We start from the raw sequence: 17,589 nt of genomic DNA, 5'->3' as shown, positions 1-17,589 counted from the left end.
AATGACTGATATCCCGACACCCGACTTTGATGCGCTGGTGCGCGACAAGGACGCCGACGCCAGCGAGGAAGCCGTCTGGGAAGGCCGCTTCATCACCACCAAGACCCGCGGTCGCTGGGAATATGTCGGGCGCTCGCGCGGCATCCGCGCCGCTGCCATCATGGCCATCGACGAGGATGCGGACGGCACGCGCTACGTGTTGCTGGTCGGACAATACCGCGTGCCGCTGGGCCGGTTTTGCCTCGAAATTCCCGCTGGCCTTGTCGGAGACGACGACGGCAGCGAAGACGAACACGCCATCGAAGCCGCCAAGCGCGAACTGGAAGAGGAAACCGGCTACGCCGCGTCCGACTGGACCAATCTTGGCGAGTATTACTCCTCACCCGGCATGGTGACGGAAAGCTTCACCCTCCTGCGCGCGCGCGGCCTTACCAAGGTCAGCGAGGGCGGCGGGATTTCGGAAGAGAATATCGAGGTGTACCGCGTGCCGATTGACCGCCTTGCCGAATTTGTCGCCAGGTGGCGCGAGGCGGGGCACGGTGTCGACGTGCGCGTGGCGATGCTGATGACGCCCGGTTTCCTCAGTTAGGACTTCTGGGGCTAAGAAATTTTTGGGAGAGACAATCACATGACTAAACGCTGCGAAGGCAAACTCGCCCTCGTCACCGGCGGTGCGCAGGGCCTTGGCCGCGCGCATTGCATCCGGCTTGCACAAGAAGGCGCGCGCGTGCTCGCCACTGACATCAACGGCGACGGCGCGGCCGAAACCGCCGAGATCGTAAACGCCGAAATGGGCGAAGGCACCGCGTTCAGCATCGCGCATGACGTGACCGACCCCGATCAGTGGGAAGCCGCCGTCGATGCCGCACGCGAGCAGATGGGCGGGCTCAACGTGCTCGTGAACAATGCCGGGATCGGTGTTCCGGGCAATATCGAGGAATGCGACTTTGGCGACTGGCAGCGGTGTTTTTCGATCAACGTCGATTCGATCTTTCACGGGTGCCAGAAGGCCCTGCCGCTGATGCGCGAACATGCGCCAGGCTCGATCATCAACATCTCGAGCATCGCCGGCCTGATCGCGAGCGACACGATGCCCGCCTACAACGCTTCAAAAGCGGCGGTGTGGATGCTGTCGAAGTCGATCGCGCTGCACTGTGCGAAGAAGAACATGCAGATCCGCTCGAACTCGGTTCACCCGACCTTTGTCGACACACCGATCCTCGACGGCACCGCCAAGGCGCACCAGCTCGACAAGAATGTGCTGATGGAAAAGCTTGCACGGCAGATCCCGCTCAAATTCGTGGGCGAGCCCAACGATATCGCCAATGCAGTGGTGTACCTCGCGAGCGACGAAAGCCGCTTCATGACCGGCGCCGAGATCAAACTCGATGGCGGTATCAGCGCGATGTGAGTTTGCGCGGACCCATCCGGGCCCGCGTCCTCGCTAGACGTGCTCCGCTTCGCTTCGCACCCGCTGCGGGCGGCCGGTCGGCCTTGCGACGCCTGCGGCGTCGAATTTTCAGGATGGTAGCGACAATAACAAAAGGGGCCCATGAAGGCCCCTTCCGGTTTTCTCAGATTGTTGGGCGTGGCTGGCCCGAAAACCGGGTTCAGCTTTGCGGTGCCACGCTCGTCAGTCCGCGATCAGTGCGATAGCGAGATAGATCAGGATCGGGAAGCCGATACCCAGAAGGGTGCAGACGACAAATCCCAGACGCCAGACCAGCGCATCAACACCCGACCAGTTGGCAAGGCCTGAGCACACGCCGAAGAGTTTGCCATTGTGCTTGTCGAGGCGAAACTTGGTGGACGGCGGACCAGCGTTGTTGTTGGTCAGATTGCTCATGCGAGGACTCCTGTTGCGAGAGTGAGAACGGCGGGGCTTGCGGGTTGAAAAGCGCCGGAAACGGTCGGCAGCATCAGAACCGCGGTGATGATCAACGAACCGACAGCGGCAACGGCGCTACGCACACCCTGGCTGCCGGAAAGTTCGAAGAAAGAGTACATTCGTGTTGGTCCTTTTGTAAGCGTGAATTTCTTGTCGCGCTATCGCTGCGCTACTTGAGCGCTCAAGCGATCGCGGGGCTTCCGGGGATGATCGCGTATGCAAAGACGCCGGTGGAAATCACGACCGAAAAAACGGCGGCGAAAATGCGGGTGGCGGTGTCACTGGTAAACATGATGAGGGGGTCCTTTATGTTTACGCTTGGCCGGAACTAATCAGGCAAGCGAAGGGGTGGCGGGAACGATTGCGTATGCGAACATCGCGGCGGTCACGATCAGCGAGAAAGCGGCTGCGGCGAAACGGTTCGAGAAGTCGGTTGCGGTCATTGGTAGTCTCCTGTTTGTGTTTCCCGGGACCATCCCGGGGTTGCCAAACACATTGCAGGAGGTGTGCCAAACTCGAAAAATGGCGGAATTCAGCCATTCTTAACTCTGGCGAAGCTGAACTCCTCGTTCATCAATCCGAAAGGTTGGGAAATTTCCCCACTGTTTGGGATTGGGGATTTGAGCATTGCTTTTGATGGCCTTTTCGCACCCGCATGCTACCCGCGTTCGAACCTATGGCGCTCGCAAAGATCACCCTGCAGAACTTCCGCAACCATGCGGCGAGCGAGCTTGCCGAGACGGCGCATTTCAACTTGCTCGTGGGCGAGAATGGCGCGGGCAAAACCAATGTGCTCGAAGCGATCTCGCTGCTCAGTCCGGGCCGGGGCCTGCGCCGTGCAAACCTTGCTGACCTTGCTCGCAAGGCCCCCGGCGACACGCAGCCCGGAGCCTTCGCCATCGGGGCGAGCCTGATCGAGCAGGGACAGGTCTCCGCCCGCATCGGCACCTATACCGAAGCAGAGCGCCCTACCCGCCGCCTTGTTCGCATCAACGGAGCCGATGCGAGCGCCAGCGCACTTTCCGAATGGCACGCGGTCTCGTGGCTCACCCCGGCAATGGATGGCCTATTCACCGACAGCGCAGGTGCACGCAGGCGCTTTGTCGACCGGATGGCGCTCGCGATCGAGCCGGGGCACGCAAAAGCGGTGAACCAGCTTGAGATTGCACTACGGGAGCGCAACCGTCTGCTCGAAGAGCATGGCGATGCCCGCTGGCTCGACGCAATCGAAGCGCAAGCCGCGCAGCATGGCAGTATCGTGGCGGCCAATCGCTCGCGCCTGATTGCGATGCTGAGCGATGAATTGTCGGCCTTCCCGCCCGAACCCTTTGCCCGCCCCATCCTGACCTATCGCCCCGGCGGCCCGCTCGCGCCAGAAGAACTCCTCGCCGAATTTGCCCGCGCACGCCCACGCGACCGCGCCGCAGGACGGGCGCTCACCGGACCAAACCGCGACGAACTGGAGGTGTTGATGATGGGAACCGGCCAGCCTGCCGCGTCGTGCTCCACGGGCGAGCAGAAGGCGATGTTGATAGCGATCACCCTCGCCCACGGCGTCCTCGCCTCCTCAGGCCGACCAAGCGTGCTTCTGCTCGACGAGGTCGCGGCCCACCTAGATCCCGTGCGCCGCAAGGCGCTGTTCGACCGCCTGCGTGCAGGCAGGGCTCAGGTCTGGATGACCGGAACCGAACTCGCACCTTTCGCAGAGATCGAGGAAGAAGCCGCCGTCTGGCGGGTCAGCGGCGGCTCGCTCGAGCGGCTTTAGCCCTCGCTCACATCAGAAGGCAGCGCCGCCTGCACATCGTCGAGCGTCGATGCCACCAGCGCCTCGATCCCTTCGGCTGTGGGATGAATGCGGTCGTTCTGGAACAGGCTCTGGTCCTCGTAGATGTCCTCAAGCCAGAACGGGATGAGCGCGGTGTCGTATTCCTGCGCAAGCTCGCCATACATAGCGTCAAACTGCGCCTGGTATTCCGGCCCGTAATTGGGCGGCGCGCGCATTCCCATCAACAGGACCGGGATCCCGCGCTCACGCAAGGTGCTGAGCATCGCGTCAAAATTCGCGCGCGTTTCATCAGGCGAAAGTCCGCGCAGCAGGTCGTTGCCGCCTAGCTCAAGGATAAACAGGTCAGGCGTCTCGCTTTGCCCATTGAGCACGAATTCAAGCCGATCGCGCCCAGCCGCGCTGGTATCGCCCGACACGCCCGCATCGATCACGCGCGCGTTGATCCCGCGCCCACGCAGCGCCGCTTCGAGCCGTTCGGGGTAGCCTTCTGGCTCGGCCAGATTGTAGCCCGCAAACAGGCTGTCACCGAATGCAAGGATGCGCACTTCCTCGCCCATGACGGGCACCGCCAGCTCGCCTTCGGCTATCGCGCCGGGCTCAGTACGGGGCGCGTCTACTGGTGCTTCAGAACCGCAGGCGGCGAGCAAAAGCGCGCCTGCGAAACCAAAAGCGAGGGAAAAACGTTTCTGCAAGGGGGCCATAGCGATCTGCGAACCTTCCATTTCGATCTTGTTTGAAAACCGTTCCTATCCCATCTGAGCCTAGTGACAAACCCAGCAACACACGCCGATATGGCGATCTCCGCCCGAAATCTAACCCTCACACTGGGCAGCAATGCTGCGCCGGTGGATATCCTGAAGGGGATCGACCTCGACATCGCTCACGGCGAAGTCGTCGCGCTGCTTGGCCCTTCCGGATCTGGCAAGAGCTCGCTGATGGCGGTGCTCTCGGGCCTCGAACGCGCGAGCGGAGGCGAGTTGACCGTCGCCGGACAGAATTTTGCCAAGCTCGACGAAGACGGCCTGGCCGCTGCACGCCGGGGGCGGATCGGGATCGTGCTTCAGGCATTCCACCTGCTGCCGACCATGACCGCGGCTGAAAACGTCGCGACCCCGATGGAACTCGCCGGAAGCGACGACGCGACCCCGCGCGCAGAAGCCGAACTGACCGCCGTGGGTCTTGGACACCGTATCGACCACTACCCAACCCAGCTTTCGGGCGGCGAGCAACAGCGCGTTGCCATCGCCCGCGCCATTGCGCCGCGCCCCAGCCTCATCTTTGCAGATGAGCCCACGGGCAACCTCGACGTCGCAACCGGCGAGGAAATCGTGGAGCTGCTGTTTGCGCGCCGCGCGGAAACCGGCGCGACGCTGCTCATCATTACGCACGACCCGCTGCTCGCCGAAAAGTGCGACCGGGTTCTAACCATGGCCGACGGCGTTATCGTCTCCGACACGCGCACCGACATCGCTCCGGCTAGCGAGGCTGCGGAGTGAGCGCCAAGGTCGACGCGAAGGGCCTCGGCGCACACGGTCTCAGTTGGGGCGGCGCGTGGCACATCGCCCGGCGCGACCTCAATGCGCGCTTCAAGGGATTGCGCCTGCTGCTGGTCTGCATTTTCCTTGGCACCGCCGCGCTTGCCGCGATTGGCACCCTCACTGCTTCGATCGAACGCGAGCTGCAATCGTCGGGACAGGCGCTGCTTGGCGGCGACCTCGAAGTCGAGGTGTGGCAGCGTGACCTGACCGAAGACGAACTTACCGCGCTCGGCGAATATGGCGAACTATCGGGCGGCTACCGTCTGCAAGCCATGGCGAGCACCGATGACGCCGCCGCTCCGGTCGAACTCAAGGCAATCGACGATGCCTGGCCGCTCTACGGCGACTTCACCCTCGTCGATGGCAGCGAACCGGGCGCCCCCACTGCAAACGATGCGTATCTCGCGCAAGGTGCGCTCGACCGGCTCGACATTGCCGTAGGCGAGGAATTCCGCGTTGGCACCATGACCCTGCGCGCAGCGGGCGTGATCGAGGACGAACCCGACCGCCTGTCCGAAGGCTTCCAACTCGGCCCGACCGTGCTCGTGGCCAAGGACATTCCTGCCGCTGCGGGCCTGCTGCAGCCCGGATCGCTCTACCAGAGCAAGTACCGCATCGCGTTCGAGAACGAGAGCGACGATCCCGAAGCGATCGAGGACGCGCTGACCGAGGCATTCCCCAACGCAGGCTTCGATTTCCGCAGCCGCGACCGCGCTTCACCCGGAGCAGATCGCTTCGTAAGGCAGATGAGCGACTTCCTGACGCTGGTTGGCCTCGCTGCGCTGGTGATCGCGGGGATCGGCATTGCCGGCGGCGTCTCGTCCTATCTCGATCAGCGCCGCGCGAGCATTGCGACCCTGAAGGTTCTGGGTGCATCCTCGCGCGACATCGTTCGCGTCTATGCGCTCCAGATCGCTGTCGCGGCCATAGCGGGCAGCGCACTCGGCCTTGCGACCGGGGTGCTGGTCACGCCATTGCTCGGTGCGGCGTTGGAGGGCCTCCTCCCGGTCGAAAGCGGCTTCGTGATCGAGCCTGCTCCGCTCCTCCTCGCTGGCGCTTACGGCCTGCTGGTTGCGTTTGCCTTCGCTGCAGCGCCGCTGCTTCGTGCCCGTTCTTTCCCGGCAATGGCACTGATGCGCAGCCGGATCGTGCCGCTTGCGCGCGACAAGCGGGCGCTGATTGCCACCGGCGTTGGTATCGCCGCAATCTGCGCGCTCGCGCTCATCACCACGGCGCAGCCCTGGCTTTCGGGCGGTTTCCTGCTTGGTGCTGGCGGAGCGCTGGTTTTGCTCGCGGCGCTGGGTCTCGGTCTGCAATGGGTGGCGCGCAAGCTGCCGCGGCCGTCCAACCCGCTCCTTCGCAGCGCGCTTGCCAATATCCACCGCCCCGGCGCGCCCACCTCAGCGCTTGTCACCGCGCTGGGCTTCGGGCTTGCCGCCTTCGTGCTTTTGGCCGCCATCCAGAGCGCGATCGACGGCAACATCCAAAGCCGCGTGCCGCAGGAAGCCCCTGACTATTTCGTCCTCGACGTACCGGTCGAAGGCGAGGAGCGCTTCTACGAGCTCATCCAGGAACCCTTCCCCGAAGCCGCAATCCGCACCGTCCCTACAATGCGCGGCGGTATTCTCGCCTTTGGTCCGGAAGACGACATGCAGGTGGTCGCCGAGCTTGACGAAATCCCCGAGGGCGCATGGGCGCTTCGCGGCGAGCGCGGGATCACCTATTCCGACACCTCCCCACCCGGTAGCCGCGTGGTCGAAGGCGAATGGTGGAGCCCGATGCATGATGGCGAAGCGCTGGTCTCGATCGACAAGGAATTCGCCGATGCTGCGGGCCTTGAAGTCGGAGACATGCTGACCATCGGCATCCTCGGATCGGAGCGCGACGTTCGCATCGCCAACCTGCGCGAAATCGACTGGGAGACGATGGGCTTCAACTTTGCGCTGGTCTTTTCGCGCAACGCCATCGCCGATGCACCGCACAAGCTTTCGGCCACGATTGAATTGCCCGATGGCGCGGACACGCAGGATCGCGGCGAGCTGCTGCGCGCGCTCGTTCGCGAATATCCATCAAGCTCGGTTGTCGAGGTGGGCGAGGTTCTGGTGCAGGCGCGTACGCTGCTTGAGCAGGTGGGCCTTGCCACGCTTGCTGCCGCTGCTGTGGCTGTGCTCGCAGGGCTTGCGGTTCTGATGGGAGCGATTGCCGCTGCGCGCGCCGCGCGGACCTATGACACGGTGGTCCTGCGGGTTCTGGGGGCGAGCCGGCGACAGATCCTTGGCCTGCAACTGGCCGAATATGGCCTGATTGCCGGTGCCCTCGCGCTGGTCGCACTGGCACTTGGATCGGGGCTTGCCTGGGTCATCATCACCCAGCTGTTCGAATTCGACTGGCTGCCCGATTGGGGCGCTGTGCTGGCCGTGCTGGGCCTTGGCCTTGCGATGGTGCTTGCCTTCGCGCTGGGCGGATCGCTGCCGCTCTTGCGCGCAAAGCCTGCACAGGCGCTGCGCGAACTTTAAGGCGCCCTGCCCTCGTTCAGGAGAAAGTCTGCGTAGCCTCTTCGGCCCGCGTATCGGTCAGTTGCGCATGCAAGCAGGCCGAAATGACTATCGCGATGACCGAGTAGATCAGGAACATCGGGATCAGCAGCAGGAACCCTCCGATCATCGAACCCGCTGCTGCGAGCCCTGCAGCATCGCTCCCGCTGGCCCCGGCGAGGAACACCGATCCGAACATCAGAAAGAAGGGGATGCCGAGCAGCACCAGCGCAATGGCGATGATGACGAGGTAGACGCCGAGGATCGAGAGCGCCTTGCCCGACGTCATGCCCCAGGTGCGCCGGATGGCGGTGAGCGGGTTGAACACCCGGTCGACCGCCACGACCGGCACGATCACGCTCAGCCGGAGCGCAAGATAGACAAGGAGCGGGAAGAACAGCACCGTCGTGAGCAGAACCGCAGCACCGTCGATCGCAGAGAGGACAAGTCCTATCAGCGCGGAGACCAGGAAGAAGGCAAAGTAAGCGATTGCCAGCAGGATCGCGATGGCGATGAAGGTCACGCCTCCCTTGAAGCCGGCCGTAAGCGCATCGTTGAACTGCACCGGCCTCAGGGGCGTTCCAAGCGCCGACATGGCGCATTGCTGCGCGAAGATGATGACGATCGAGCCAAGGTAGAATGCGAACATCATCACGGCCACGCCGATCCCGAGACCGCCGAGCAGCATTCCGGGGTCATCGACGCTCGCAGCCGTCGCTCCCATCGCAAAGACAGACCCGCCGATGAAGGCGCCGCCGATCATCGTGTAAAGCAAGTTCAGGACGAAAAAGACGATCCACATGCCGAGCAGCTGAAAGAAGCGCTGCTTGATGATGGTCCAGCTGTCCGAGAAAACGCGTGCGACATCGACGCTCATAATGCCCCCTGATGATCCCCTTGGCTCGGCCCTCGCGGTTCCTGAGAGGTGAGACTGCACATGCAGCGCGTCTGGGGCAACCTCGAAATCCGCAGCTCAGCCGTGGGGACTTTCGACCCGCCTATAGTAAAAGGGCCCCGCCATCGCTGGCGGAGCCCTTTCTTGTTCGGTTGATCGCCTCGATCAGAAGCGGAAGCGAACCACGCCGCCATAGGTGCGCGGTGCGTTCGGGTAACCCGAAACCGTACCCGACTGAGCCACACCGTCGAACACGGTGAGGATGTATTCATCGTCGAGCAGGTTACGCGCGAACACGCCGAGCTCGAGGCCGCTGTTGAGAGCGAGCGTCATCGAGGTATTCACGAGGTTCACTTCGCGGCGGAAGATCTGGGTGTTGCCCAGAGCCGCGTTGAAGGTCGGCAGGCCGTTGTTGATCGGCTCGTTCGATTCGTGGTTGTAATCGATACGGGTGATCAGGCGCGTGCCGCTGTCCCATTCGTGGGTGTGGGTTGCGCTGGTCGAAATCGCGAAGGACGGGATGCCCGCCGGGCGAACGCCGGTGAGGTCGCCAAGGACCGAACCGGGGAAGTCGTCGAACAGCGGGTCGAGGTGCGTCATCGCGAAGGTGAAGACGAGGCCATCGGTCGGGTTAACCGTTGCATCGAATTCAAAGCCCTTCACCGACTGCTTACCAGCGTTGCGGAGCGCAAAGCCGGTGCCGGTGAATGCGAAGCTCTGGAAACCTTCAATCGACTGGTCGAACACGGCGAGGTTGAAGCCGAAGCCTTCCCACTGTGCCTTCAAGCCAACTTCGTAGACTTCGGTTTCCTCAGGACCGGCGAAACGCGAACCCGAAACGAGGTTCGGCACTGCGAGACCTGCGTTAATGATCGGGCTGTCGGGCGCTGCGAAGGTCGAACCACCCGGACCGGCGAGGAAGTCGCTGCCCAGCGGACGGCTGTCACGCGAAAGGTTGATCGAGCTCGCCTTGAAGCCGGTTGCGTAGCTTGCATAGAGGTTGATCTCGTTCGAGATCTGGTACGAAGCACGCAGCAGGTAAGTGAACTTGTCGTCGTTGGTTTCGCCTGGCTCAACCGCATTCGGGATCGCCAGGAACGGCGGCTGGAACTGGAAGCCAGCCAGCGGAAGCAGCTCGTTGATGGCAGGGTTGGTCGCCGCAGCCAGCAGGCCCTGCTGAACAGCCGCAGGCAGTGCCTGGAATTGGTCACGCGAAGTAACCGTCGGCAGGTTCGGGTCCGCAGCGGTGGCGCCGGTGATGAAGGCATCGACGAAGTTGACCTGTGCGAGCGGATCGAAGCTGGTCTGGCTGAGAGCGAAGTCCTTGCTGTCGTCGGTGTAGTTACCGCCAACGGTGAAGACGAGGCCATCAACCGGCTCAAAATCGATCGTACCGAAGACCGACCACGCTTCGTTTTCCATCGCAAAGGTTTCTTGCGTCAGGAGCGGCGTGTTGAAGATCGATTCCTGCGGGAAGCCGAAAGCCTGCTCAAGCCCGTTGAACAAGGTAGGCTGACCGGTCAGCACTTCAACCGGATCCGCACCACCGAGGATCTCGAAGAAGTTGCGGATGTCGCTGCCGTTCTGGATCGCGCTGTCCTGCGTGATGGTTTCGTCAAAGTAGAAACCGCCAAGCAGGAAGTTGATCGGGCCGTCGAAGTCCGAGGTGACGCGGAATTCCTGTGTGAACGTCTCGACGTCCTGATCGCGCGTTTCGGTCGCGATCGAGGCGCTGGTGTAGTCGATGTCCGACAGGAAGAAGTTCTTCAGCTCACGATACGCGGTGATCGAGGTGAAGGTCAGCGGACCGCTTTCGTAGTCCATCTGGATCGAGCCGCCATAATTGTCGACTTCGTTGGTCGGAACGAAGTTGAGGAAGGCTGTGCGGTCGAAGAAGGTGTCGGGTCCGCTGATCTGGCCACCGACTGCAAAGATGCCGGGGACGGTCGGGCCCTGAACGAGCGTGCCGACCTGGCAGCACACTTCGTCGATGCGCGAATAGTCTGCGATTGCACGGATGCGGAAATCAGGGGTCGGCTCGATGAGGAGCTGACCACGTGCCGACCAGCGGTTACGGTCGTTCTGCTCTTCGTCGAGGTTGACGATTTCGGCGAAACCGTCGCGGCGTTGATAGCTACCGTCGATCGAGAAGGCGATGTTTTCGCTAATCGGGCCGGTGACGTCACCCTTCAGGAAGAAGGTGTTGAAGTTCCCGTAGACCGCTTCGACTGCGCCGCCGAATTCGAATTGAGGCTCGCGCGTGACGACCGAGATAACACCGGCCGATGCGTTCTTGCCGAACAGGGTCGATTGCGGGCCGTTCAGGACCTCGATGCGCTGCACGTTGGGAAGGTCGCCCAGAGCAGCGGCCGAACGCGAACGGAAGACGCCGTCGATGAACACGCCGACCGACGGCTCGATGCCGAAGTTGTTGTCGCCGTTACCGAAGCCACGAATGATGAAGGTCGATGCCGACGAGGTCTGAAGCTGGCTGACGCGCAGCGACGGGGTGACCGTCTGCAAGTCGAGCACGTCGCGGATCTGCGCCTGCTCCAGCGTTTCGCCGCTGGTGACGCTGACCGAAATCGGCGTTTCCTGAAGCGTCTGTTCGCGCTTCGAGGCGGTGACGATGATGACGTTGCTTGAATTTCTGTCTTCAAGTTCAAGTGCAAGTTCGTCAGCGTCGTTGCTGTCAACTTGCTGCGCCATCGCCACGCCAGGCGCGGTCAGGGCAAGAGCACCAGCGCCAGCGAGCAGCGCAAAACGATACGACCCGGCAGTGCCGGAAACAGGTGAACGCATGGAAAATCCTCTCCTCATATCCCACCAAGCCAGCCAGATGATCGTATGTGCATCCCCAGATGCTTATTTCCGACAGGTTGGAGTTAGCCGCGTGCAATAAAGCACTGTTGCATCAGCGACAAGCAACTAACGCCCGGATTTGCACGGGACTCGCGGTGATTGTTGCAAGGCCGACACAGTTTCAATTGCGCACTTTTGAGCGCTTCGGCGATGTCAAAGCTTGCCGCCGGGCCTGCCTTGGGCTAGGCGCGCGCTCGACTTTCCGTGCAATGATGCAATGCAGCATGAGACCCGGGCGCTTCGCTTTCCGTAGCGTCCCTCAAGTGGCAGCGTTTTTTGCCGATCCGACCCTTCTATTGCGCTGCACAACAACGCAGCAATCCGGCACTTTCGACCCTAGAGCCGGTAATTTTGGAAAAGTGAAAAAGATGTCCAAGGCCCCCTCCTCGCTCCGAAATGTCGCAATTATTGCGCACGTTGACCACGGCAAGACCACTCTGGTCGACCAATTGTTCCGCCAATCGGGAACTTTCCGCGAGAATCAGCGGGTTGAAGAGCGCGCTATGGATTCGGGCGATCTCGAAAAAGAACGCGGCATCACCATCCTTGCCAAGTGCACCAGCGTCGAATGGGAAGCCCCCGACGGCGAGGTCACCCGTATCAACATCGTCGACACTCCGGGCCACGCCGATTTCGGCGCCGAAGTGGAACGTATTCTCAGCATGGTCGACGGGGTCATCCTGCTGGTCGACAGTGCAGAAGGCGCAATGCCGCAGACCAAGTTTGTCACCGGCAAGGCGCTGGCGCTCGGCCTCAAGCCGATCGTGGTCGTCAACAAGATCGACCGTCCCGACGGCCGTCCGCAAGAAGTGCTCGACGAAGTGTTCGACCTGTTCGCATCGCTCGACGCGAACGACGAACAGCTCGACTTCCCATCGCTCTGGGCGTCGGGCCGCGATGGCTATGCGTCGGACGATGAGACCGCACGCGAAGGCGACCTCCAGCCGCTGTTCCAGCTGATCGTCGACCACGTGCCCGAGCCCGGCCTTGAGGAAGACGCGCCGTTTAGCTTCCTTGCCACCCTCCTCGACCGCGATAACTTCATGGGCCGCGTGATTACGGGCCGTGTCCAGTCGGGCACGCTGAAAATCAACGACCCGATCCACGCCATCGACATCGCCGGTAACGTCGTCGAGACGGGCCGCGCGACCAAGCTGCTTTCATTCCGCGGCCTTGAGCGCGTTCCGGTTGAAAGCGCCAAGGCGGGCGACATCATCGCGCTTGCCGGCCTCGAAAAGGCGACCGTTGCGAACACGATTTGCGACCCGTCGGTCACCGAACCGATCGCAGCGCAGGAAATCGACCCACCGACACTCGCCATGCAGTTCTCGGTCAACGATTCACCCCTCGCCGGCCGCGAAGGCGACAAGGTGACGAGCCGCATGATCCGCGACCGCCTGCTGCGCGAAGCGGAAACCAACGTGGCCATCCGCGTCACCGAAAGCGATCAGAAGGACGCCTTCGAAGTTGCAGGGCGCGGTGAACTTCAGCTGGGCGTGCTGATCGAAACAATGCGCCGCGAAGGGTTCGAGCTGGGCATCAGCCGTCCCAAAGTGCTGTTCCGCGAAGAAGACGGCCAGCGCACCGAACCGTATGAAACGGTCGTTATCGACGTCGATGACGAGCATTCGGGCACCGTTGTCGAGAAGATGCAGAAGCGCAAAGCCGACCTTACCGAAATGCGCCCCTCGGGCATCGGCAAGACCCGCATCACTTTCTCGGCCCCCTCGCGCGGCCTGATCGGCTATCACGGTGAATTCCTGTCCGACACGCGCGGCACCGGCATAATGAACCGCCTGTTCGAAAAGTACGGCCCGTACAAAGGCCAGATCGACGGACGGAACAACGGCGTCCTGATCTCCAACGGCGATGGCGAGTCCAACGCCTACGCGCTCAATATGCTCGAAGAGCGCGGCGAGTTGTTCGTCGCTCCGCAGATGAAGCTCTACGAGGGCATGATCATCGGCGAGAATGCGAAGCCCGACGACCTCGAAGTCAACCCGATGAAGGCCAAGCAGCTGACGAACATCCGTTCATCGGGCAAGGACGATTCCATCCGTCTCACCCCGCCGCGCCGGATGACGCTCGAACAGTCGATCGCATATATCGACGACGATGAGATGGTCGAAGTAACGCCCAAGTCGATCCGTCTGCGCAAGACGTTGCTGTGCCCGCACGAGCGCAAGAAGGCGAAGCGTTCGAAGGCTGGGTAAGTATCGTTGTAGTAGGCCGCTGCTGCTAGGCAGGGATGACTTGCCCGCAGCAGTGGCAAACTTCGGGTTCCGGGATCACGACGTCGCCGACCCTGCCGGCTTCGTTCTTGAACGCATCGACGGCGACCCGACTTAAGAATTTCTTCCAGTTGGCAAGCTGCGAGAGGCCGCCGATGCCCATTTCATTGCGCACCGCGACAACCGCCTCGCTCGTTTCCGAGCCCCACACACCATCGCGGCCGACCGGTGTGTGATAGACGAAGGTAACGACGTTCTGCAGGAAGATAACGTGGCTTTTTGCCCGCGTTGAAAGGCCTGGCGCAAGGCCATCATCAAAGTGGAAATGGTCTTCGTGCGCCCTGTTGTAATCGTAGGCCAGCACGACACCGAAATACCGCCTGAGCACTGCCTCCATCCCGAGGTAGATCTGGCGTCGCTGGGAGAAGGTGTTGGCGACCCAGTTGGTGCCATCGTCGAACAGCAATCCATCGAGATCGAACGCCCGGTTCTTGTGATGCAGGCTCTTGCCGCTTCCCGCGCGGCTGACCCCGCCCGACAAGATCAGCTTCGGTTTGAGCCCGGTGTGCTTCTGCATCTCGTCGAACATTTCCTTGAATGCCTTGTCGCATTCCTGTGCGAACGCCTGGTTCATATTGGGAGCAAATGGAACACCGCCGACGCCATAGTCGGCTGCGCTCGAACGGTCGTAAAGCATCTTTACACCGCCTAGCGTCTTCACCTTGATATCAGTCATAGCCCATCCTCCCTCGCGCAATTGACGACTCAATAGTCAGTCACTTCTTATCATTAGGGCGGAGGCTATTGATTGCACTCACCCGACTTCAGACATATATTTGCAAGAAGGAAGTCTGTATTGACTGACTTGGCTAACGCAGACAGGCTCAGTTCCCAAAGCCGGGTCAGCCAAGCGCGCCGGTCACGAGGCCTTTCTTTCGCAGCATTGCCTGAGTGACGTGCTCCATCAGCGCCCGGATCCTCGGTGTTTCGCGGAGGTCAGGGTGAGTGAGCACCCAGATATCCTGCAGCGGCTCGGGCTCGGATCCATGCAGGCGGATGAGGTCTGGTTCGGGATCGGCCATGAAGCAAGCCCCGCGACTGAGCCCAAGCCCCGTAACCAGCGCGCGGTGGCGGGCGGTTACGTCGTCGAGGCTCAAGACAATCGGCGCGTCGGGATAGGGTGACTTCTCCAGCCATCCGGGCGTGCGCGCTTCCGGGCTGGGCGCAATCCAGCGCAGCTTTTCCGGCGGAGTGGAGGCAAGGTAATCGCGGTGCCCGTAATAGGTGACGCAATTAGGAAAGAGCCGCCGCCCAACTAAATGCCCCGGCGGATCTTTCGCACCGCGCACCACCACGTCGGCCTCGGAGCGGTCGAGATCAGCAAAGCGCGAGCTCGTCTCTATCTGGAGGTCGATTGCCGAGTGGGTTTGCGAGAACTCGACCAGATCTTCGAGCAATAGGAATTGCGCAATCGCCTCTGGCAGCGAAAGCCGGATCGGCCCTGCAAGGTCAGGATTGCTTGCGCGTTCGAAGCGCTCGCCCTTGAGCGAAAGCTCCTCCATCTCCTGAGCGACTTCGATCAGCGCCTCGCCAAGCGGCGACGGCGCATAACCGCCGGGCACCTTGTCGAAGACCTGCCCTCGCCGCGCCTGCAGCACAGCGAGACGGCGCGAGACCGTGGTGTGCGTGAGGCCAAGCTGACCAGCCGCACTGCGCAAGGAGCCGGAGCGCGCAATCGCGAGGATCAGCCGATAGTCGTCCCAGTCATTCATTGGCACTTTTTTGCACCAAATAGCTCGCAAATCTAGCCAACATCAGGTCATCCCTTCGTTCTATGGTGCGTTTATCGACCAATTCGGACCGGAGACGACCCATGACCCTATTCAAATCCATCCTGCTCGGCGCATCGACCTGCCTTGCGCTTGCCACCCTTTCCGGGACCACTTCGGCGCTCGCTAAAGCGGACGGCCATACCGCCAATGCCGGTCCTGCCTTCACCCTCGACATGAAGCGCGGCGAGGTCTTGCAGGTCATCGTCTCGCAGCAGCGACCCGACGGGCGCGAGGCTGCGCGCAGCTATGGTCAGGCGGCTTTCCCCTTGGCGCAGCGGCACGGGTATGCGCGCATCGGACAACTGAACGTCCGACAGACGGTGCGCAGTGATTTCGCCCCGCAGGCGGTGTCCTTTTTCTCATGGCCGAGCCAGGCGGCGCTCGACGAGTTCTCGGCCGAACCCGATTGGCCCGCAATCAAGGCAACGCGCCCGGAGGCGTGGAGCGGGCTCGATATCTATTCGGCTGAGCTACGCGAGGATCTCACGATCGCCGCCGATCCGGACAAACACTACACAGTCTTGATCGCATGGCTAAAGAGCGATGAGGCTGCGGCGGATTACGAGCGCTACCTTACCGGGATCGAGCCGGCGGTGGAGCGTTCGGGCGGGCGCTTCCTCTACAAGATGCGCATGCCGGTGCGCGAGGCCTATGCCGCCGATGCGACCGCGCCGCACCAGCTGACCTTCGTCGAATGGGAAACCACCGACGGGTTCGAGAAGGTCCAGCAAACGCCCGAATATGCCGAGCATCAGCAATATTTCGGATCGTCTATGGAGAAGTTCGAGTTCTACTGGATGAAGACGCCCTAGAGCGAGGCGCATTTTCCTACATGCCGCGCGGCTGGTACGGCGCGCGGCATGGGACCGCCCGCATCTCTGCTCGACCTTTGGCGCACGGTGACACTATCCGCGCGAAAGGTGACACATTTAGCGGATAAGGTGACACTGACGCGCTTTTTGCCCTGGACCGTGTAACATGCGGTCCACTTCTCCCTACAAGTGCTGCAAAAGCAGGGGCTTAGGCTTGGGCCTACCCCTGCTGCATGTAGGCGAGGAAATTGGGCTGTCCGTTCGATGCGCTGACCCCGCCATCGACCGGCAGGTTAACCCCGGTGATGAAGGCCGCGTCCTCGCTCGCAAGGAAAGCGCATGCCGCAGCGATATCTTCGGGCTCGCCAATCCGGCCCATCGGCACGCGGCGCATGAAGGCTTCGAGCAGGGCATCATTGGCAAGGATGCCATCGACCATGTCGGATCGCGTGATCGAGGGGTTGATGGCGTTCACACGGATGCCCATCCCGCCGATCTGCTGCGCAAGACCGCGGGTGAGGTTGGTCACCGCACCCTTCGACGCGTTGTAGATCGGCAGCATGGAATCGCCGCCAATGCCCGACACGCTGGAGATGTTGATGATCGAGCCGCCACCCGCAGCCTCGCTCTTGCGCAGGTGAGGGATTGCGGCACGGCACAGGTAGATGACGCCTTTGACGTTGATGTCGATGATCCGGTCGATCTCGTCATCGCTGGTCTTGTGAAGCATCGACGAACCGCCCACGCCCGCATTGTTGACGAGGCAATCGAGACCGCCGAACCGCTCGACCGTCTTGGCGACGATCTCGTTTGCAAAGTCGCTGGAGCTGACATCGCCGGGGCATGTGAGCGTGCGGTCGGCGTCAAGCGTGTCGGCGACCTTCGCGCACTTCTCTGCATTGCGGGCGTTGATGACGACATTGGCGCCCTCGGCATGGAAGCGCCGCGCGATCCCTTCGCCGATGCCAGCCGAAGAGCCGGTGATGATGACGGTCTTGCCTGCGAAACGGTCTGGAATTGCCATGGTGATGTCCCCTGCTGTGATGCTGCGTTTGTGATGCCTGAACGGCTGAGCTGGCACTTTGTGCCAGCGCCGAGGGCTGCGCATGATCCTTGCGCGCAAAGGGCGGGAGCGCGCAAGAGGCTTAGCGCGAAACGGCAGCGGGGGAGCGAAACGGTCAAACTGGCCTCGTGCTGTGGTCATGGGCGCG

Annotated in this window: 17 protein-coding genes; 7 read left to right on the top strand and 10 right to left on the bottom strand. The window is 62.0% G+C overall.

Annotated elements, in window-relative coordinates:
- The first annotated feature begins 1 nt into the window (after nt 1).
- Together AC0V6T_RS03485 and AC0V6T_RS03480 are read left to right on the top strand one after the other, a co-directional pair.
- Entirely contained in the window at nt 2–589 is a 588-nt protein-coding gene (locus tag AC0V6T_RS03485) for an NUDIX hydrolase (RefSeq protein WP_486124360.1), read from the top strand.
- Between the two features lie 39 nt (nt 590–628).
- Nucleotides 629–1,411 (top strand): SDR family oxidoreductase, encoded by a 783-nt coding sequence (locus AC0V6T_RS03480; protein ID WP_111993007.1) that lies wholly within the window; start codon nt 629–631, stop codon nt 1,409–1,411.
- A gap of 222 nt (nt 1,412–1,633) precedes the next feature.
- Here AC0V6T_RS03480 and AC0V6T_RS03475 read toward each other — a convergent pair whose 3' ends face one another.
- The 4 genes from AC0V6T_RS03475 to AC0V6T_RS03460 all read right to left on the bottom strand — a co-directional run bounded on the left by AC0V6T_RS03475 (nt 1,634) and on the right by AC0V6T_RS03460 (nt 2,331).
- Complete coding sequence (locus AC0V6T_RS03475; RefSeq protein WP_007164804.1) at nt 1,634–1,846, bottom strand: PspC domain-containing protein; 213 nt, start codon at nt 1,844–1,846, stop codon at nt 1,634–1,636.
- Nucleotides 1,843–2,007 carry a hypothetical protein gene (locus AC0V6T_RS03470; protein ID WP_007164805.1) on the bottom strand — a complete coding sequence of 55 codons (165 nt, stop codon included), beginning with the start codon at nt 2,005–2,007 and terminating at the stop codon, nt 1,843–1,845. Before AC0V6T_RS03470 ends, AC0V6T_RS03475 begins: the two co-directional genes overlap by 4 nt.
- Before the next feature lie 62 nt (nt 2,008–2,069).
- A complete protein-coding gene (locus AC0V6T_RS03465; RefSeq protein ID WP_007164806.1) occupies nt 2,070–2,180 on the bottom strand; it encodes a hypothetical protein in 111 nt (36 codons plus the stop codon).
- A 40-nt stretch (nt 2,181–2,220) separates the two neighbouring features.
- Entirely contained in the window at nt 2,221–2,331 is a 111-nt protein-coding gene (locus AC0V6T_RS03460; protein WP_199797875.1) for an enoyl-CoA hydratase, read from the bottom strand.
- A 233-nt stretch (nt 2,332–2,564) separates the two neighbouring features.
- Between AC0V6T_RS03460 and recF the strand changes: the two genes are divergently transcribed.
- On the top strand, nt 2,565–3,653 hold the full coding sequence (gene recF / locus AC0V6T_RS03455; RefSeq protein WP_486124356.1) for a DNA replication/repair protein RecF: 1,089 nt from the start codon (nt 2,565–2,567) through the stop codon (nt 3,651–3,653).
- Here the strand turns inward: recF and AC0V6T_RS03450 are convergent.
- A complete protein-coding gene (locus AC0V6T_RS03450) occupies nt 3,650–4,396 on the bottom strand; it encodes an arylesterase (protein WP_486124354.1) in 747 nt (248 codons plus the stop codon). The two genes, recF and AC0V6T_RS03450, sit on opposite strands and share 4 nt — an antisense overlap.
- A gap of 69 nt (nt 4,397–4,465) precedes the next feature.
- Between AC0V6T_RS03450 and AC0V6T_RS03445 the strand changes: the two genes are divergently transcribed.
- Together AC0V6T_RS03445 and AC0V6T_RS03440 are read left to right on the top strand one after the other, a co-directional pair.
- On the top strand, nt 4,466–5,170 hold the full coding sequence (locus AC0V6T_RS03445; protein ID WP_486124352.1) for an ABC transporter ATP-binding protein: 705 nt from the start codon (nt 4,466–4,468) through the stop codon (nt 5,168–5,170).
- On the top strand, nt 5,167–7,728 hold the full coding sequence (locus AC0V6T_RS03440; RefSeq protein WP_486124350.1) for an ABC transporter permease: 2,562 nt from the start codon (nt 5,167–5,169) through the stop codon (nt 7,726–7,728). Before AC0V6T_RS03445 ends, AC0V6T_RS03440 begins: the two co-directional genes overlap by 4 nt.
- 16 nt (nt 7,729–7,744) lie before the next feature.
- Here AC0V6T_RS03440 and AC0V6T_RS03435 read toward each other — a convergent pair whose 3' ends face one another.
- Together AC0V6T_RS03435 and AC0V6T_RS03430 are read right to left on the bottom strand one after the other, a co-directional pair.
- Nucleotides 7,745–8,623: a hypothetical protein gene (locus tag AC0V6T_RS03435; RefSeq protein WP_486124348.1), complete on the bottom strand. Its 879-nt coding sequence runs from the start codon at nt 8,621–8,623 to the stop codon at nt 7,745–7,747.
- 183 nt (nt 8,624–8,806) lie between these two features.
- Complete coding sequence (locus AC0V6T_RS03430) at nt 8,807–11,443, bottom strand: TonB-dependent receptor (protein WP_486124346.1); 2,637 nt, start codon at nt 11,441–11,443, stop codon at nt 8,807–8,809.
- Between the two features lie 428 nt (nt 11,444–11,871).
- Here AC0V6T_RS03430 and typA point away from each other — a divergent pair, with 428 nt between their 5' ends.
- Nucleotides 11,872–13,716 (top strand): translational GTPase TypA, encoded by a 1,845-nt coding sequence (gene typA, locus AC0V6T_RS03425; protein WP_486124344.1) that lies wholly within the window; start codon nt 11,872–11,874, stop codon nt 13,714–13,716.
- A gap of 25 nt (nt 13,717–13,741) precedes the next feature.
- Here typA and AC0V6T_RS03420 read toward each other — a convergent pair whose 3' ends face one another.
- Nucleotides 13,742–14,470, bottom strand: a complete 729-nt coding sequence (locus tag AC0V6T_RS03420) for an extensin family protein (RefSeq protein WP_486124342.1) — start codon at nt 14,468–14,470, stop codon at nt 13,742–13,744.
- A 166-nt stretch (nt 14,471–14,636) separates the two neighbouring features.
- A complete protein-coding gene (locus tag AC0V6T_RS03415; protein ID WP_486124340.1) occupies nt 14,637–15,506 on the bottom strand; it encodes a LysR family transcriptional regulator in 870 nt (289 codons plus the stop codon).
- Between the two features lie 101 nt (nt 15,507–15,607).
- Here AC0V6T_RS03415 and AC0V6T_RS03410 point away from each other — a divergent pair, with 101 nt between their 5' ends.
- A complete protein-coding gene (locus tag AC0V6T_RS03410; RefSeq protein WP_486124338.1) occupies nt 15,608–16,378 on the top strand; it encodes a hypothetical protein in 771 nt (256 codons plus the stop codon).
- A gap of 220 nt (nt 16,379–16,598) precedes the next feature.
- Here the strand turns inward: AC0V6T_RS03410 and budC are convergent, their stop codons facing one another.
- A complete protein-coding gene (gene budC, locus AC0V6T_RS03405; protein ID WP_486124336.1) occupies nt 16,599–17,402 on the bottom strand; it encodes a meso-2,3-butanediol dehydrogenase in 804 nt (267 codons plus the stop codon).
- Between the last annotated feature and the right edge of the window lie 187 nt (nt 17,403–17,589).

Source organism: Erythrobacter sp. S158 (assembly GCF_057364915.1).
Note: the sequence above shows the minus strand (reverse complement) of the source record. Positions and strands in the feature narration are given on the sequence as shown.

What these genes read in the sequence shown, in the direction of transcription:
- AC0V6T_RS03485 (WP_486124360.1), top strand. Translation starts at nt 2, where the DNA reads ATGACTGATATCCCGACACCCGACTTTGATGCGCTGGTGCGCGACAAG.
- AC0V6T_RS03480 (WP_111993007.1), top strand. Translation starts at nt 629, where the DNA reads ATGACTAAACGCTGCGAAGGCAAACTCGCCCTCGTCACCGGCGGTGCG.
- AC0V6T_RS03475 (WP_007164804.1), bottom strand. Translation starts at nt 1,846, where the DNA reads ATGAGCAATCTGACCAACAACAACGCTGGTCCGCCGTCCACCAAGTTT.
- AC0V6T_RS03470 (WP_007164805.1), bottom strand. Translation starts at nt 2,007, where the DNA reads ATGTACTCTTTCTTCGAACTTTCCGGCAGCCAGGGTGTGCGTAGCGCC.
- AC0V6T_RS03465 (WP_007164806.1), bottom strand. Translation starts at nt 2,180, where the DNA reads ATGTTTACCAGTGACACCGCCACCCGCATTTTCGCCGCCGTTTTTTCG.
- AC0V6T_RS03460 (WP_199797875.1), bottom strand. Translation starts at nt 2,331, where the DNA reads ATGACCGCAACCGACTTCTCGAACCGTTTCGCCGCAGCCGCTTTCTCG.
- recF (WP_486124356.1), top strand. Translation starts at nt 2,565, where the DNA reads ATGGCGCTCGCAAAGATCACCCTGCAGAACTTCCGCAACCATGCGGCG.
- AC0V6T_RS03450 (WP_486124354.1), bottom strand. Translation starts at nt 4,396, where the DNA reads ATGGAAGGTTCGCAGATCGCTATGGCCCCCTTGCAGAAACGTTTTTCC.
- AC0V6T_RS03445 (WP_486124352.1), top strand. Translation starts at nt 4,466, where the DNA reads ATGGCGATCTCCGCCCGAAATCTAACCCTCACACTGGGCAGCAATGCT.
- AC0V6T_RS03435 (WP_486124348.1), bottom strand. Translation starts at nt 8,623, where the DNA reads ATGAGCGTCGATGTCGCACGCGTTTTCTCGGACAGCTGGACCATCATC.
- AC0V6T_RS03430 (WP_486124346.1), bottom strand. Translation starts at nt 11,443, where the DNA reads ATGCGTTCACCTGTTTCCGGCACTGCCGGGTCGTATCGTTTTGCGCTG.
- typA (WP_486124344.1), top strand. Translation starts at nt 11,872, where the DNA reads ATGTCCAAGGCCCCCTCCTCGCTCCGAAATGTCGCAATTATTGCGCAC.
- AC0V6T_RS03420 (WP_486124342.1), bottom strand. Translation starts at nt 14,470, where the DNA reads ATGACTGATATCAAGGTGAAGACGCTAGGCGGTGTAAAGATGCTTTAC.
- AC0V6T_RS03415 (WP_486124340.1), bottom strand. Translation starts at nt 15,506, where the DNA reads ATGAATGACTGGGACGACTATCGGCTGATCCTCGCGATTGCGCGCTCC.
- AC0V6T_RS03410 (WP_486124338.1), top strand. Translation starts at nt 15,608, where the DNA reads ATGACCCTATTCAAATCCATCCTGCTCGGCGCATCGACCTGCCTTGCG.
- budC (WP_486124336.1), bottom strand. Translation starts at nt 17,402, where the DNA reads ATGGCAATTCCAGACCGTTTCGCAGGCAAGACCGTCATCATCACCGGC.